This is a genomic window from Terriglobales bacterium (genome assembly GCA_035487355.1).
GTDB lineage: Bacteria > Acidobacteriota > Terriglobia > Terriglobales > Acidobacteriaceae > QIAW01.
On the sequence record DATHMF010000006.1, the window covers coordinates 205,742 to 223,321 of the forward strand.

The following is a 17,580-nucleotide window of genomic DNA, read 5'->3' on the forward strand; positions in this document are numbered from 1 at the left end:
ACTTTAAACAGAGCTGCGTATCCTCATCAGAACAGGCCGAAGACGCCGACACTGTCGTGGGTTCCCACATAAACCTTTCCATTAGCGATGGTAGGAGTAATGAATTTATTGCCGGCTCCAAAATTACTGTCTCTACCGCCGGGCGCTTGATTGCTGTTATAGAGTTCGGTGGCCAGGTTGGCAGCGTCATAGGCATGTAACACCGTGGGACCACTCTCATTTGAATCTGCCGCCCACACAATGCCATTCGTAACACCGTTGGAAGAAATACTGGGAGTTGCTCCCGGAAACGGAAAACTATGGGCGGAGTGAGATGTCGGCGAAAGGCTCAAGCGCGCATTGCTGAACTGGAAGGCACGTAGCTGTGTGCCGACTGATCCAAAATAAACGTTCCCGTTAAAATACGCCGGCATGGAGAAGACGTTCGCCAAAACAGCCCCCAGGTCCTGATAGAGGTTAGGATTGCTATTCGTGTTGGGACTGTTGGTATTAAATTTGCCCATGTTGTCGCGGTCCGCCAGATAGATATGGCCATCCTTACCCGCGCCCACTGCCAGATGCCAGGTGTGGCTTAGGTTGTCAGTGATATCCGGCAAAAGCATCAGGCCACCCGATCCAAGGTCTTCGTCGGCGTTGCTCTCCTGGACCGTATTCGACATCGTGAAATAGTCTGCAACGCTCAAACCACTTGCAGTGGAAAGTTTCACAATGGCGTTGCCGTAATCGCCTTTGTTCGGGAAGCCATTGCCATCGAGCATAGGATCAAACGTGCCATTTCCCAACATTCCATAGACAAATCCGCCACTGTCAGCGGCCAGCCCCGCGCCGGCGTTCCACAGCGCGCCTTCACTTCCGTTGGGTGTCAGGTTGATCACGCTGGTTTGCGCGAGGGTGTTCTCGTCGTAGGCCATGATCCACGAAGTGTACGGGCCGCCATCGCAATGGGATGACCAGGCGGTATAGATCTTTCCGTTCAACAGCAGCAGCCCGGGTCTTTCTTTGTAGAGACCGGGATTAAAGGTAACTGTGCCACCGATGCGCGGGAAAGTCGCATGCACATCCACTGGACCACCCAGCATGTCAGCGCCCGTGGTCAAATCCAGGGCATGCACTCGATGGAAGTAAGTCCCTGCTCCATTTTTGCTCATGGCGACAACGTAGATCATGCCATTGGGTCCCTTGGTGAGATCAATCACAGGCGTGGACGTGACACCAATCTCGGGCGTGACCTGGCCGCAGCCGCGATCATCAGAGGGTGATTCACCTGCCTTCAGCATTGAAACTTGCCAGTACTGCGCGCCAGTATCGGCATCGAAGGCATAAACACTATCGTGCTCGGTGGCCACAAATAGAACATTATGAATTCCCTGGTTGGGAATGTTTACTGCGGGCACGTAAAGGGTTTGCGCATCAACTTTCCCATCAACAGGGATGTTGAACAGCAACCGGAATTGGTTCATATTCACGTTGGCAGGAGTGAGTATCGCCTCATGCGAGTTCAAGCCGGTGCGGCCATTGTCGTTGTGGTAGGTGAGCGTTCCACCATAGGGAGCGTTCACCTGGATTGAAACTGTTTTGGTCTGCGCAGGCGGAGAAAGCGTGGTTGCAGTAATGGTATGCACCGGGCCTACGCTCATGATCGTGGGTGTATATACGCCGCTGCTGGAGATGAAACCGCTGGCGTTATTTCCTGAGCCCACTCCATCAATGGACCAGGAGACAGGCAGGTTGGGGGTAAACTGCTGGGTTTGCAATACAGAAATGGTGATGGTTGACGGTGAAACCGCCAGTACCGGAACAACCTGAAGACCCGTAGAGCCGGTTAACCCCTGGGTCGCTGAAATCGTGGTGCTCCCAGCAGTCACGAGCGTCGCCACGTTATTTGTCATGGTTGCTACGAGGGTATTTGATGATGCCCAGGTAGCACTGCCGGTAAAGTTCTGGGTGCTGCCATCAGTATAATTGCCAGTCGCCGTATAAGTAACTGGACCTGCATTCACCACCACAGCCTGGCTTGCCGGGGTCACCGTAATTGAACTCAGCACCACGACTTGAAGACCTGTAGAACCGGTCACAGTCGGGCCAGCGTTTGAAGTCGCGGAAATGAGAGTCGTCCCGCCAGCCACCAGCGTCGCTACGTTATTCGTCATGGTCGCTACCCCGGGAATGGAGGACGCCCATGTAACCGAGCCGGTAAGGTTCTGCGTGCTGTTATCAGAGTAGTTGCCGGTCGCTGTGTAAGTAACCGTACCCACGCTCAAGAGCGGGTGTGCGTTCGCAGGAGTCACCGTAATCGAATTCAGCACCACAGCACTCGAGACAGTAAGCTGAACTGAAGCCGACAGCGGCCCTTTGGAGGCGGTAATGGTAACAGGTCCCAGAGTGCTGCCGGCAGTGACCAGCCCAGTGGATGGATTAACCGTGGCAATGCTGGTGTCGGAAGAGCTCCACTGTACCTGGTTGGTGATGTTTTCGCTAAACGTGGATTGTGACGCGCCGCCACGGAAGAATACCCGTGAGGCGCTGAATTGCAGAGTCTTCGTAGGCACCAGGGAGAAGCCCGAAGGCGCAACTTCCAAGGCAAACGGCCCTGGCGCAGGCCGAACAACCACTACTCCTGTCATCGACGCCAGGTGCACACTGCAGTAGTAAGGAAAGGTTCCCACCTGATTGAATGTGAAGCTAAAACTGAAAGTTGCAGCGTGCTGACCCGAATCCCACGTGCCATTGGAGGTGCAGGCGCCGGAACATGTGCCCGAAGTGGTTGAGTGAAATCCCGATATCCAGTTCCACTGCACGGTGTCACCCTTGCGAATGACGGTCGTGCTGGTGCCACTGACGGTATCTTGGAAGGAATGCGCGCTGCCCGGACCTATATTAACAATCCGGGTGTCGGCGAAGCTTAGTGAGGCCCCGCCAAAGGCGAATGCCAGCAATAGTATGAGTGCATGGGTTCTGCACCGCAGGAATAAATCTAAAATATCCCGGCACAATGACGTTCTCATGCTCAAACACCGCTCCTTGATTGTTCAGTTTTCGTTAGTGTGAGGGAGGAGAATGCTGGAGCAACTAATATTGAAGCAACCATAGTGGGCATTACAAGCAGGAAAAAGGACACGTACTACTGGTTCATCAGAAACCATCTGCTGACGATGCAAGTTGATACCGCCTGCCGTGAGATTCTTCACCAGCAGGACCAGAATTTCCTTTTACGAGGGGAATGCAGGCTGGGGTTCCGGCCACAACACACCGATCAGGCGAAACAAACGCTATGACTTGGTTCAGGCTCGCCTGCGTTTCGCTGAAACTGCTATAGAGCTATAATACCTTAGCTCCAATTTATTTGGACAATGCAAGAAATTATTGACAATCCCCTCTATAACTGCTATATAGCTTTGTCGCCAATCTCGGAGTAGATTTACTCCAACTTAAGGAGAGCCTGCAATGAAGCGCACCCATCGAGTCACGTTGAGCGCCGGGGTCCTGCTGCTGCTTCTGTTCTTCACCCTTGGCACCACTTCGGCACAAAGCATTCCCACCTGGCAACCGAACACGGCTTACGCAACCGGCGCATTGGTCATGTTCAATGGTGTGGAGTATCAATGTATCCAGGGCCACACTTCTCTGCTTGGATGGGAGCCGCCCGTTGTGCCTGCACTCTGGCACCCGGTCAGTGGAACTCCCAAACCCACGCCTACTCCCACCCCAAAACCGACCCCGACGCCTAAGCCAACTCCTACACCGAAACCAACTCCCACGCCCACTCCAAAACCAACACCCACGCCGACGCCAAAGCCCACCCCCACACCGACTCCCATTCCCGGAGTGGGAAACGGAAGATTACTCGTAGGCTATTGGCACGACTTCGATAACGGCACGGGGTTCATTCCGCTGGCGAATGTTCCGCAGGCTTACGACATTATCAATGTGGCCTTTGCCACTCCTGCCTCAGGATCAACCTCGAACATCACCTTCTCGGTGTTCCAGGAAGGCGACTCGCAGTTCATCTCCGATATTGCGGTCTTGCACAGCAAAGGCAAAAAAGTCCTTCTTTCCATTGGCGGGGCGCTCACAACCGTCCAGTTGAACTCTTCCGGCGATGTACAGACTTTTGTCAGTTCGGTGGCGGGCATTGTGCAGAAGTACGGCTTCGATGGAATTGATATTGATTTTGAAAACAATTCTCTCTTCCTCAATGCCGGCGACACAGACGTCAACCATCCCACTACGCCGGTAGTCGTAAACCTGATCGCTGCGCTCAGGCAGCTTCATAACCAGTTGGGCTCCACGTTCATGATTACTATGGCGCCTGAAACCTTCTTTGTGCAGGTGGGCTTCAACAACTATGGCCCCGGGCAGTTCGGAGGTGACCCACGGGCCGGCGCCTATTTGCCGGTCATCAATGGCATTCGGGATGTCCTGAGCTACCTCTGGGTGCAGCAATACAATTCCGGACCGGTGAAAGCGCTCGACGACCAGTACTACAACATGGGGGGACCCGATTTCCACGTGGCCATGGCGGAAATGGTGCTGCAAGGCTTCCCAGTGGCTCACACTCCCGGAGACGTCTTTGCTCCGTTGCGGCCAGACCAGGTCTTGATCGGTGTCCCAGCGAGCCTGAACGCAGGAAATGGGTTCCTTTCGAATTCCCAGATTGAAACCGCGTTGAACTACGTCACCAGGGGAACTTCGTTTGGGGGAAGCTATCAACTGAGAAACCCTGCCGGCTATTCCAATTTCAGGGGGGTTATGACCTGGTCTATCAATTGGGATGCGTTCTCAAGCTTGCAGTTCTCGGGTGGAATGCGGAGCTATCTCGACTCTCTGCCCCCGGTCCATTGAAAAGACACTGATGCAACATGGAAAGCAATGTCCAGCCAGCTTACCGCAAGCTGGCTGGGCATTGCATCCCTAAGTCTGGAGAGATTGCGGAAACCGGCACAAGTGTGAAGCTGCGAAATCTCATAATGTGAGACTGAAATAGACTGAAGTCCATGACCTTTTTTCTGCGCTTGCTTTAAATAATTCAGCATAGAATAGCCCCGCTAAAAACAACTCCACCCTTGCCCCCATAAAAGGGTTGAACCTAAAAAAATCTCCAGAGGAGTCGCCCTATGAGCCTGAAGCTTAGAGCTCGATTTGTGCCTGTCTGTCTCTTTTCACTGGTTGTGTTGATCTTTTGTCTGAGCACACCTTTTAATACCCACGCCGGAACAACCGGCACACCTGAAGCTGGGCGGCCCTCTGCCCTGGCTGCGAACTATGGCAACCTTCCTCTGAGTTTTGAACGCAATGAAGGACAGACTGATGCACAAGTGAAGTTTCTCTCTCGTGGTGGCGGCTACACCGTGTTCCTTACCTCACAGAGCGCAGTACTGGTGTTGAGCAAGCAGGAGCCGAACAGGACACAGAATGCGAGAAACAAAGCCAGCAAGCAGACAGGGGCAAAAAATCTGCCGGTCAAAGTTACGGCCACTGTAGTGCGGTTGCAACTCGCGGGAGAAAAACTAAATCTTGCACCAAAAATCAGTGGACTGGCCGAGCTGCCTGGACGCAGTAACTATTTCAAAGGGAGCAATCGGCAACGCTGGGCCACCAATATTCCCAATTACGAACAGGTGCAATACCGCGGCGTCTATCCTGGCGTGGACATGGTGTACTACGGTAACCAACGGCAGTTGGAATATGACATGGTTGTGGCGCCCCATGCCGATCCCTCGGCCATTCACTTCCAAGTGCAGGGAGCAAGGAGCATGGAAATCGCCCCTTCCGGCGATTTAATACTGCATACCACGAACGGTGATGTGGCGCTCCGCAAACCTCTGCTCTATCAACCAAAGATTGCCCAGCAGAAGATTGCCGGCACAATACCTTTGTCACCGAATGAAGGGCCAAGCAATGCAAGCCCATTGTCCTCGCCGGCCGCGGACCAACCTGCGCCGCGAGAAATGGTGAATGGCAGCTATGTCATCCAGGGAAACGAAATTCAATTTCAGGTGAGCGCTTACGATAACAACCGCCCTCTAATCATTGATCCGGTTCTGACTTACTCAACGTTCCTGGGCGGGAGCAGCTTCGATCAGGGATCGGCAATTGCGGCGGATATCAACGGCAATGCTTATATCGCGGGTGAAACCAACTCGCCCGATTTCCCCACGACCAATACGATTAATCCCTTCAATCAAGCTCAGATGGTTTTTATCGCCAAGCTTAGTCCCGCTGGAGACAGCTTGGTCTACTCCACCTATCTGGGTGGGGCCAATCCGAATGATTTCGATTCCGCATCTGGCATCGCCCTCGACGGCAATGGTAACGCTTATGTAAGCGGAACCACCTCGGACACCGACTTTCCCGTAGTCAATGCTTATCAAGCATCCCCGCCAGACCCTGCTGCAAGTAATGTTTTTGTAAGCAAACTGAATGCGGCCGGCAACTCGCTTTTGTATTCCACGTATCTCGGTGGTACCAATAATGGCGGCTCTTTCCAGTCACTCAATTTCGGCAACAGCATTGCCGCGGATGCAAACGGCAACGCTTATGTAACCGGGAATACCAGCTCTGATAATTTTCCTCATACCAGCAATGCCTTTCAACAGACTGATCCCGTAGGTCTGGGCTCTCTTATCGCCGTACCTTTTGTAAGCAAGATTGACACCACGCAGACGGGGGTTTCATCGCTGGTATATTCCACGTACCTGGGAGGAGCGGCCCCCAATGCCTTCAATCGTGCAAACGGGATCGCCACCAACGGCCTGGGCAAGGTCTATATCACCGGTACCACCAACGCGCCCGACTTCCCTACCAAGAATGCCTTCCAGAACAACCTGGTCGTCGGCTCTCAAAATGCGTTTGTGAGTGTACTTGACACTACGGCTTCGGGTAACGCATCGCTGATTTACTCTACGTATCTGGGCGGCAAGAATGGGAGTATGACCGATAGCGGCGCGGACATAGTTGTAGACAGCACCGGCAAGATAGATGTTACAGGCATTACGGGATCCACCGGTTTCCCGGTGACCTCCAATGCCTTCCAAAACAGCCTCGCGGGCGCTTGCAGCAATGCGTTTATCAGCCAGATTGATCCGACCCAGTCGGGCGCGCCCTCTCTGGTCTATTCCACGTACTTCGGCGGCAACGATTCATTGTCACAATGCACGGAAGAAGGTCATGGGATCGCCACCGACAGTACCGGCAAAATCTATGTGACTGGACAAACCGATTCCTCCAATTTCCCAACCAAAAATCCTTTGCAGGCCATGTTGCCGGAAAGTGGAAGTTTTGAGCAGAGTGTTTTCGTAAGCCAGTTTGACCCCAGCCAGCCGGTAGCGGTCAACACCCTGTTGTTCTCCACCTATCTTGGCGGCAGCAGGGGTTCAAATAATGGTGACCGGGGCTATGGGGTAGCTGTGGACAGCAATGGCGCGAACGTCTACGTCACGGGCGCAACCGACGCGTATGACTTCCCGGCGGTAAATCCACTGCAACCATACAGTGCCAATGGAGACGCTTTTGTAGCCAAGATCAACCTTGCAGGGACCTCGCCGGCCATTTTACTTACACCCAGTTCGCTGAGCTTCGATTTCCAGACGGGAGGCACAAGCAGCACTCCAAAGCCTGTCACTGTCAAGAATGTTGGTACGGCCTCGCTCACCATATCTGCAGTCTCGGTGAATTTCACCGGCTTCAGCATAAGCGGCAATACCTGCGCGCCCCTCCCATTTGCGTTGACGGCCGGCAGTACCTGCACAATCAGCGTAATTCACAACCCGCCGCAGTCAGGGAACTGGTCGGCAAACCTGGTGATAACAGACAGCTCCCTCGGAAGTCCGCATAAGGTGTCACTCCGGGGTGCGGGAGCTAACGTCGCGCTGGCTTCTTCGCTGAACCCTTCAAGCTATGGTCAGACCGTGACCTTCACTGCAACGCTCACCTCTGGCGTACCAGGAGGCCCGCTTGGAGGGACGGTTCAATTTTTCGATGGCACGAATGCCGTGGACACTCAACCCGTTGTCTCCGGAGCGGCGACGTTTGCAAGCTCTACTTTGATACCAGGCTCGCACGTCTTCACAGCCGTCTACAGCGGTGACACTTTCCGCAGTGGCAACATCTCCAATGCAATTACACAAGTTGTCAATCAAGCAGCGACCACAACCACCCTGACTTCTTCACTCAATCCCAGTGCCTTCGGTGCGGGCAACCCGCCTACTTTTACAGCTACGGTGACGACAAACAATGGACTAACAACCGTGGAAGGCGGAACTGTGACGTTCAAAGATGGAGCGGCCACGTTAGGCACAAGCACTATCTTGCCTGACGACACAGGACAAACCACATTCACTCCGGCATCCAACACAGTCCTGGGGCTGGGCACTCATCCCATTACGGCTATTTATCAAGGTGACGCTACTCCTGCAAACTGGGGCCCCAGTACGAGCAGCGTTCTCAATCAAGTGGTTAAGCCGCCAACTTCAACTACCCTGGCGGCGCAGATCAATGGCAAACCTGCCGGCGGAACTGCATACTTTACCCGCAACCCGGCCCAAAAGCTGATACTCGCGATAACTGTAACGGGAAATGCTGGTACTCCGACCGGGGCGGTGACCGTAACTTCGGGCAACGTAATACTAGGTCCACCAATAACCTTGGTGACGGTGAATTCAACCACAGCCACTGCAACGTTCCAGGTAACCGGCCTGCGGGTGGGACTGAACCAGATTAATGCTGTTTTCCCTCCAACTGGCCCGTACGCGGGAAGCACCTCGAACACAGTCATGGTGTATCAGTCGCCACGGCCGAAGGTACATTAGGGCGTGTTCGTCCGCGGTGAGCTTTTCTGAGTACCAAGTACTAAGTACAGTTTTTTACGTCCCGAGCTAGCAGGGGGTACCTACCCTAAACCGATCTGCGTAAATCTGCGACCATCTGCAGCGGCTTTTTCTGAGTACTGAGTACTATTCTCCGCCTCTGTTATCCTAAAAAGCTGCGGTTCCATTACATGTCACTGCACAAACTCCTCTCCGGCACTTAAAATTGTGCTTCAAGGAACTTTTTTCAAACTAGCTTTTTCGGACGACCATGGAAGACTTTTCAAGAATCAAACGCCTGCCGCCGTACGTGTTCAACATCACTACGGAGCTGAAGAACGCCGCGCGCAAACGCGGAGAAGACATCATTGATTTCGGCATGGGCAATCCCGACGGCCCGACGCCCAAGGCCATTGTGGACAAGCTGATTGAAGCGGTGCAGCGCCCGGCCACGCACCGCTACTCGGTCTCGCGCGGCATTCCGCGTCTGCGCAAGGCTATCTGCGATTGGTACAAGAGGCGTTACAACGTAGAGCTCAACCCGCAGACAGAAGCGATTGTGACCATCGGCTCCAAGGAGGGCATCGCCCACCTCTGTCTGGCGACACTCGATCGGGGAGATACGGTGCTGGTGCCGAACCCCAGTTATCCCATTCATGTTTACGGCCCGGTGATTGCCGGCGCGGATATCCGCAGTGTACCCATGAAAGCAGGGGTTGATTTCCTGGCCGAGCTGGAGCAGGCGCTGCGCCTGATGTATCCGCGGCCCAAGCTTCTGATTCTGAACTTCCCTTCCAATCCCACTACACAATGCGTGGACCTGACATTTCTCGAGCGTGTGGTCGCGCTCTGCCAGGAATACAAGCTGTATGTGGTGCACGACCTGGCCTATGCCGACATCGTATTCGACGGCTATCGCGCGCCTTCGATCTTGGAAGTACCGAACGCCAAGGAGATCGCGGTAGAGTTTTTTACTTTATCGAAAAGCTACAACATGCCCGGCTGGCGCGTGGGATTCATGACGGGGAATCCTAAGCTGGTGGCGGCGCTCAGCCGCCTCAAGAGTTATTTCGATTACGGAACATTTACACCCATTCAGGTCGCGGCCATCCTGGCGCTGGATGGCCCGCAGGATTGCGTAAAACAAATTTGCGAAAACTATCGCAAGCGCCGCGACGTCCTGGTGCAGGGCCTGAACAAGCTCAACTGGCAGGTTGAGCTGCCCAAGGCCACCATGTTTGTGTGGGCGCCGATTCCCGAGAGCTATCGCAAACTGGGCTCGCTGGAGTTTTCCAAAAAACTGCTGACCGATGCCAAGGTGGCGGTAAGCCCGGGTATCGGCTTCGGGGAATACGGCGACGACCACGTGCGCTTTTCCCTGATTGAAAACGAAGAGAGAACGCGCCAGGCAATTCGCGGCATTAAACACATGTTGAAAGCCGATGGCATGGCGTGAGTATCCGCCGATTGCTATTTCAGGAGGGCCGCGCCCGCCTGAGCGCATTGGCCATCATGGTCGGGGGTATCTCCCGAGGCGCCGATGGCGCCCACGATCTTGCCATCGATCACCAGCGGCACGCCGCCTTCTACCGGCACTGCGCCTTCAACACCGAGAATTCTTAAACCGGTGCCGCCTGCCGCCAAAGCATCCTGAAACGCCCTGGTGGGGCGCTTGAAGCGCGCCGCGGAGCGTGCTTTGTCAATGGCAAGATTGGCGCTGCCCAGTTGAGTGGCGTCCATCTTCTCGTAATAAACCAGGTTGCCGCTGGGATCAACCACCGCCACTGCCATGTTCCATTTATTTTTGAGCGCTTCCGCTAACACTCCGGCCGCTGCTTTTTTCGCGTCCTCAAGGGAAACGGATGGACCATATGGGTTGGGCATCATCTGCGCTCCTGCACGCAAGGCGCACAAGGCAACAACTGCGAAAATCAAAGTCTTTACCGATTTCATTGACATGGTGCTTCTCTCCTATCTTTATATATATGACCGCAATTTCAATATTCCACCGCTCCGAATCGATTCGCCCAGCAAGAGATTGAGACACACAGGAGCGCTCTGCAATTTATCAGATAACACCTCACATGAAAATGCTCTATTAACGATAGAGTTCCCCGAGGCCGCTCCCTCTTGCATCCAGGAGTATTGATGAAGTACGCTGCAGGGAACTACGAACCCCCAACCTTGGCCGCACATAACCCGGGACCGCACTTGCCGTGTGGTATCACAGTGATATCAAACCATTTATTTCTCAGGAATTGTTGGTTATCATTGTCCTGGGAAGTGTGTCTGGCGTTCAAGAATGCGGAGCATTTCTCGGGTGAGCACCAAGTGAGCGCCGGATAGTGCGGGGCGCAACCTTCTTGGGGGCTGCGGAGCCTTATTTGAAATGGTCTTTGAAAATTCGCAAAAGCAGTGCCCGTTTCTCAGTCCTCAGTGCTGAAAAACGGCCCCCGGATGTTATATATCCAGTAAACACCGCGGACTCTGCGCGACTGCCTCAGCAAGTACCCGCCGCGACCGCGGCGTTCCCCAGTAAATACGCTGCGATCATGCTGTTTTGTGGTCTCCAACCACTTGCTTGCAAGTGGGGAGGGGGGCTATCAGGAGTGCTGACCGGATGCAGAGCTTTGATAACTAAAAGGTAAATGGCGGCTTGCTCACTCCTGATTCAATCCCTGCCAATTCTTGAAACTGGTCTGGTAACTTTTGGCTACAAGTCCTTTCATATTCCAAAATTCCAAAGGAGTTACTTTAGTAACGGCCCAATATGAAATAAAGACTCAAACGTATGTCAAAATGGGATCAATAATTCGGGGGTTTGTGCTGCTCATCAGATTTTAGACACATCGCATGCGGGTCAAATATCGTATACTGTTGCTAACTGACTCCCCAGATTCGTGTAGCGATAATATTCATTGATCACTTTATCGAGGGGCATAATGGCAGTAGCCACTGACTCGCAAAAAATATCTGGCAATTGGAAGCGCGCCTGCTCTATTTATCCCATCTACATGGAACTCTCCAAGCGCTTTGAGCTGGGTATCCCACCTTGCAGCGACCTCGAATCACCATCGGCCCAGACCAACAATGAGGCCCTGGTGCGCGCGGAGCAGTGGTTTCGTGATGCAGACCATCTGATTGAAGTGCATCACATACGAAAGCTTTTGGGCCAAATTACGCTGGATGAAAATGTCTTGCATGACATCCTTACCCGGCAACTTGGCAAAGAACCTAAGAGCGAATCGGACCGGGACAAAATAGATTTCCTTCTTGTCCAGTATCTTGCGCAGTGTTTGCCGGCAGGCGTGTCGGCCCACGAACTCAGTCTTCAGCAGGCCGCCGAGGTGTTGCGGCCAATTCTGGGTGATGCCAGCCAGCCCCAAGCAATTCCGCGCCTGGAAGAGTGCATTGAAGACCTGAACCGGTCACAAAGTCTTGGCGATTTCATGGACCACATGATTCTCGAACGAGGACGCGCGGTAAAAGTTGCGGGCCGGGAAAAGCCTTTTGATCCTTTGTCCCTGGTTGCGTTTACGCGTTTCAGCTTCCTGGTGCGGCTTGGCTCAATTCGTCTTGTGCATGAAGATATTCTAGGATTAGACGAAGACCTGAGGACCCTGGAAAACGCAGGCGTTAAAAAAGTTGATTGCAGCTCAGCCGACCTTTCCAAACATGAATCCTTCGCATCCATCCGTAGGATGAGCGAGAAATGGAAGCAATCTTTTCCCGGAAAATATTCACAGAACTACTGGTTCACAGATGTTATCCGCGTGCGATCGTGCGTGAAGATGGAAATAGACCGACTGGCAGGCAAGAAAGCGGGCGAGGAGAGCTCATCCTCGGAAGGTGCCGGCAAAGCCAAGTCGCACGCGAAAGTCGAGGAGTTCCAGCTTAAGAATGAAGTCACGCGCTATATTCAAGAGATCGCAAGCCAGGTCAAATCCATAAAAGACGCACGCGCAGCCAACGCAATTAAGCTGGGTGAGTTACGGTTGATGCTTTCTTCCGAAGAGGTGGAGGCTTTCAGGCATGACTCGGGAGAGACAAATCTTCTGCTTCATAAGGTTGTCGCGGTGCGGGCCCTTCTTCTTACAGCCTTGGATAAGCCCGATACTATTGATCTTGCCGCAGCAAAAGTACTGGCGCAATCAGAAGCAGCAATCCTGCAGGAACGGATTGTTGCCGCCAGGGAAAAAGGCGATACCGATGTCATGGTCAATCTGACAGCCTGCGCGCGCTCCCTGCAAAAAGCCCTGGACAAAAAAGGTAAGACGACGAATTGATATCCTCTTCACTTCTTTCCTTCAGGTTCGCCCCAACGATGGCTTCGATCGCCTCCTCCTAGCAAGAGATTGATTTCACTATGACGCCCAAAACAATGAAAAGAGGATTATAGTAGTGAGCACTGGATTCTATGCCCTTGTGCCGCGCCATATCGCAATACTTAATGTTAGGGTTGCTGACGAGCGGGACACTCTACTCGCAAATGCAGGCACCTGCACTGCAACCAGCCACTAACCAGACGCCGGGTGCACTGGTTCACAAGAGATCGAGCGGGCAAACGGCGCGTAAGAACCATACCCTGTCTTCATGGCGAGTTGCGCTGCCTCCTTACAAATTGCCTCCTTCTCCTCCTCGCATCAGCTACGTCAATGGAGAGCTTACAGTCGTAGCGAACAACTCCACTCTTTCCGATGTGCTGAATGCGATTCAAAGTGCGACTGGAGCAAAGATCGAAGGAGTCACACCAGCGAGCACCGACCGGGTCTTTGGGCAGTTCGGCCCGGACTCGCCGCGTACCGTGTGTAGTACGTTGCTCACCGGCTCGGGGTATGACTTCGTTATTATGGAGTCTGCCGACAACCGTGGCTCACTACAGCAAATTATCCTGACAGCACGCTCGACGGAACTGGCCGATTCGCCATCGTCGCAGAGCGCTGTGGCTTCTGAATCGCCAGCTGGCGATACCAGTGACAGCCAGGATATGGCCGATGCAAACGAGCAGGCCACGGATGCGAATCAGGCACAGATGACGCCGGAACAACAGCAACAATTACCACCGCAAGATCAACCATCAACACAAAATCAGCAGGCAACGCAGGGCCAGCAGCCTGGCGTGGCTCCCACACATCCGCAGCACTGGGGCGCAAACTATCAACCGCCACCGCAAACTACTCAGCAGAATCAGCAAGAACAGCAGCAACACTAGATTTTCACAGACCAAAAAAGAGGTAATAGTTTGCGAGCCAATGCCAGCATTCTTGTTCCGGTACCTGCTCGGCCTAGAGCCTGAAGTTCCCAGAACGGTATCTTGGAGCAAAAAAGATAGGGCCGGTCCAAATGCTTATTCGGACCGGCCCAAGGTTGTGATGGCGACTGCGGCTGTCTTTCCGCCGCAGTCGCTATCTGGTTATTGGAAGAATTTCAAGAACTCATGGTTGTAGGCCAGCGGTGGTTGGCCGTTACCGTTCGAGGTACTGAGGCCGCCGCTGCCGTTGGGTGTGTCGCGATCGAACGCCCAGAAACGGATGGTTGCCAGGCCATTGGACTTAGCGAAGTTGCTCAACGTGTCCACATCGGCCAGACTGGTGACCTCGTCCTGGGTATCGTTCTGACCAATCATGATGGTGACCCCAATGTGGTTCATGGGGATGCCACTCTGCTGGTTCAGTGCTTGCGCGGCTTGGACTGCTGACTGGCCCATGTCGCAGCGTGCGTTCACCACCACGCAGTTGCCTGGGTTCGCCGAGCCGTAGTCCATCGCCATCAGGTTGACGACGTAGTTCCCGCCCAGCCCCAGCCGCTTGATCTCATTGACCACCGTTCCGCCGACGCTTCCGCCGGTGATCGGATTGGCTGCGAGAGTACCTAGCGATGGGATAGTGAAGCTGAATTGCAGGTTGGGGAACTGCTGCTCGGCCGCCATGGTCGAGGTAATCAGCTCGTCGATCGCCTGCTGCGACTGGCCGCTCTCGATATCGAAGTCGACACCGACCAGGTTCGCAGAGTTATATCGGTTGATGAAGCCGATCAACCCTGATCCGCTGGAGCAACTGAATGAGCCTGCTGCCCCGCCGGTACCCAGAATGTATCTCTTGCCGGCGCCGACGAAGGCCTGCACATTGGTTGCTTCCATGGCTGGCGAGATGCCGGCCCAGCTCTCTGAATCGCAACTGCTGGTGGCAAAGGCCCAGACCAGCGTCGAGTTTGGCATGGCGCTGGTGACCGGTTGCACCGAGCCTGTTACCGCCGATCGCTGCGCGCCGGTGTTGAAGTCGGCGTTGATCGTCACGTCTTTGTAGGCGGCATAGATGAAGCCCGGAGGCGTGCCTCCGCCACCGCCTTTTGCTGTGGTTACACTGACGGCAGCGCTTTGCCCCGATGAGCCGGCAGAATCCACCGCTGCCACCGTGAAGCTGTAAGTGGTTTGCGCGGCAAGGCCGAAGACGGTGAAGCTGGTTCCGTTCGATGTCCCAGCTGCGCTTCCGTTCTTGAAAATGGTGTAGCTCACCGCGCAATTGGAAGCTGCGCTCGCGGCATTCCAACTCAGGTTTGTGCTGCTGCTCGTGGTTCCTGAGGCTGACAAGCCCGTCGGGGTAGAAGGCAGTGTCGAGCAAGTACTGCAGGCCCCATGTGAAGTCCAGACCTGCCCGCTGCCCGGGGGACCGTTATGCGTGGCCGGGTCGTCACCTTGTGTCCACCAGTTGTTGGTGTAGTTGATGCCATTGCGGGTCACGAGCGTTCCCGGAGCGGCATAAACCGTGCTTGCATTCCACGCCGGTCCGCATCCGCCGCCACCGCCGCCACCACCGGGGGGTGGGGTAGGAGTAGGTGTCGGTGTAGGAGTCGGGGTCGGTCCCGGACTGCCGCTGACGGGTTGCCACAGGGCGGGCGTATTGGGAGGCTCCCAGCCTACGAGTGAGGTGTGAGCCTGGATACACTTATATTCCACACCGTTGAACATCACCAGTGCACCTATCGCGTAGGAAGTATTGGGTTGCCAGTTTGGAATTGATTGCGCTGAACTTGCCAGCGGGAGGAGGAGCAGCAGCAACAGAATGCAAGTGCTCACAATAATCAGGGGCGTCCTCTTCATGGTTAAGCTCCTTGGGCGGTTGTCCACCCGGTTTTTGTAAGTTTTCTACAGCCAACAAAATACATTTGATCTAGTGGAACGCCTCAAACGACTGCGAGAATTGGAATGTATTTTGCGAGACACCGCTGCACACGGGTGAGGCAAAACCCTGGTTGGGGCAACTGCCGTTATCGCGTGCCAAAGACCAGAACGCAAGCCGCGTAATGTAGCTGTTCGATGCGGTGAAGTTCAACAACGTATTGACATCGGAAAACCTGAAGATTTCCGTGTTGGTATCGTTGACTCCGATCATGGGCGTAACCCCAATGCTCGAGCTCAGCCCAGCCGCCATCACCTGGTTGTGGGTGTTGCTGGCAGCCTGGGTTGCGCTGAGTCCCATATTGCCACCGTTGTCATTGGCCGACCCCATATCCATGGCCATGACATTGACGACATCGGGATTGAATCCAGCCTGATGCGCGGCGGCAAGCAGATCGGTGCCCGCAGTGACAAGCCCACTGGAAAGAACCGGCAGCGTTAAAGAGATGGTCAGATTGCCATTCGCCCTCTTCAGCCCCGCCAATGCCTGCATGAGCACGGACGCGTTGACCCCGCCTTCGATATCGAAGTCGAGCCCTGCCGGATGGTAGGTGTTGACCACCGCCTGGTACATCGCCTGCGCTGAACCCGCGTTACCGCACGAGCTCAGAACAGAGCCGTTCGCTCCACCAAAGGCGATGTAGACGGTTACCCCATTCGACTGCAACTGGCTGATTGCGGTCGCGACCGGTGTTCCATTCGGGAAGGTTGTTCCGCCAAGCCCGCCCCAAACCGCGGTGCAACCACCATCCACCATAAACGCAAGTGTGATGGCTTTCAGACCAGCCTGCTGCGCCATGCTCACTACCTGTTCGCCCACAGCCAGACTGATGTCGTCATACGGCGCGAATACCTTGCTGCCACCACCGCCGCCTCCTCCACCACCTTTGCCTGTGGTTACGTTGACCGCGGCGCTCCTGCCAGAGCTGCCCGCAGGATCCACTGCGGCGACTGTGAAGCTGTAGGTGGTCTGCGCTGCGAGACCAGTCACAGTGAAGCTGGTACCGCCCGCGGTCCCAACAGAATTCCCATTTCGAAATACTGTGTAACCGGTCACGGTGCAATTAGAAGCTGCGGTAGATGCATGCCAGCTCAAGTTTGTACTGGATCCTGTGGTCCCCGAAGCTGATAGTCCCGTGGGCACCGAGGGAAGGGTGGAACAACTGCTGCAAACCCCGACTGAAGTCCACGGTTGGCCGCTACCCGCGGGACCGCTATGCGTGGCAGGGTCGTCACCTAGCGTCCACCAATTGTTCTTGTAGTTAACTCCATTACGGCTCACTAGGTTTCCGGGAGCACTGTACACGGTAGTTGGATTCCAAGCTGGCCCGCAACCACTGCCGGCACTGGGCGCCTGTGCGGAAGTTTGCGCTGAACTAGCCAGCGGGAGGAGGAGCAGCAGCAACAGAATGCAAGTGCTCACAATAATCAGGGGAGTCCTCTTCATGGTTAAGCTCCTTGGGCGGTTATCCACCCGGTTTTTGTAAGTTTTCTACAGCCAACAAAATATCTTTTTCGGCCAATGGGATAAGTACAAGTTCCTACCGGTTCGCCTTGGATCATTAAGAAATTTCATAATGTGCTCTATAGCACTATGGA

Annotated in this window: 9 protein-coding genes; 5 read left to right on the forward strand and 4 right to left on the reverse strand. The window is 54.4% G+C overall.

The features are described from left to right. Nucleotides 1–26: 26 nt before the first annotated feature. Nucleotides 27–3,005 carry a hypothetical protein gene (locus tag VK738_01495; protein HTD21296.1) on the reverse strand — a complete coding sequence of 993 codons (2,979 nt, stop codon included), beginning with the start codon at nt 3,003–3,005 and terminating at the stop codon, nt 27–29. 439 nt (nt 3,006–3,444) lie between these two features. Between VK738_01495 and VK738_01500 the strand changes: the two genes are divergently transcribed. The 3 genes from VK738_01500 to alaC all read left to right on the forward strand — a co-directional run bounded on the left by VK738_01500 (nt 3,445) and on the right by alaC (nt 10,260). Then, nucleotides 3,445–4,842, forward strand: coding sequence for a glycosyl hydrolase family 18 protein (locus VK738_01500; protein ID HTD21297.1), 1,398 nt, complete (start codon nt 3,445–3,447; stop codon nt 4,840–4,842). Between the two features lie 272 nt (nt 4,843–5,114). Beyond that, nucleotides 5,115–8,807, forward strand: a complete 3,693-nt coding sequence (locus tag VK738_01505) for an SBBP repeat-containing protein (GenBank protein ID HTD21298.1) — start codon at nt 5,115–5,117, stop codon at nt 8,805–8,807. A 268-nt stretch (nt 8,808–9,075) separates the two neighbouring features. Then, nucleotides 9,076–10,260 carry an alanine transaminase gene (gene alaC, locus VK738_01510; GenBank protein ID HTD21299.1) on the forward strand — a complete coding sequence of 395 codons (1,185 nt, stop codon included), beginning with the start codon at nt 9,076–9,078 and terminating at the stop codon, nt 10,258–10,260. 14 nt (nt 10,261–10,274) lie between these two features. Here alaC and VK738_01515 read toward each other — a convergent pair whose 3' ends face one another. Beyond that, complete coding sequence (locus tag VK738_01515; protein ID HTD21300.1) at nt 10,275–10,763, reverse strand: heme-binding protein; 489 nt, start codon at nt 10,761–10,763, stop codon at nt 10,275–10,277. Nucleotides 10,764–11,746: 983 nt separating this feature from the next. Between VK738_01515 and VK738_01520 the strand changes: the two genes are divergently transcribed. Both VK738_01520 and VK738_01525 read left to right on the forward strand, forming a co-directional pair. Then, nucleotides 11,747–13,090 carry a hypothetical protein gene (locus VK738_01520; protein ID HTD21301.1) on the forward strand — a complete coding sequence of 448 codons (1,344 nt, stop codon included), beginning with the start codon at nt 11,747–11,749 and terminating at the stop codon, nt 13,088–13,090. 131 nt (nt 13,091–13,221) lie between these two features. After that, entirely contained in the window at nt 13,222–14,016 is a 795-nt protein-coding gene (locus VK738_01525; protein HTD21302.1) for a hypothetical protein, read from the forward strand. Between the two features lie 201 nt (nt 14,017–14,217). Here VK738_01525 and VK738_01530 read toward each other — a convergent pair whose 3' ends face one another. Then, nucleotides 14,218–15,903 carry a carbohydrate-binding protein gene (locus tag VK738_01530; GenBank protein HTD21303.1) on the reverse strand — a complete coding sequence of 562 codons (1,686 nt, stop codon included), beginning with the start codon at nt 15,901–15,903 and terminating at the stop codon, nt 14,218–14,220. 70 nt (nt 15,904–15,973) lie between these two features. Beyond that, nucleotides 15,974–17,428, reverse strand: a complete 1,455-nt coding sequence (locus tag VK738_01535; protein HTD21304.1) for a glycosyl hydrolase family 18 protein — start codon at nt 17,426–17,428, stop codon at nt 15,974–15,976. Nucleotides 17,429–17,580 lie beyond the last annotated feature (152 nt).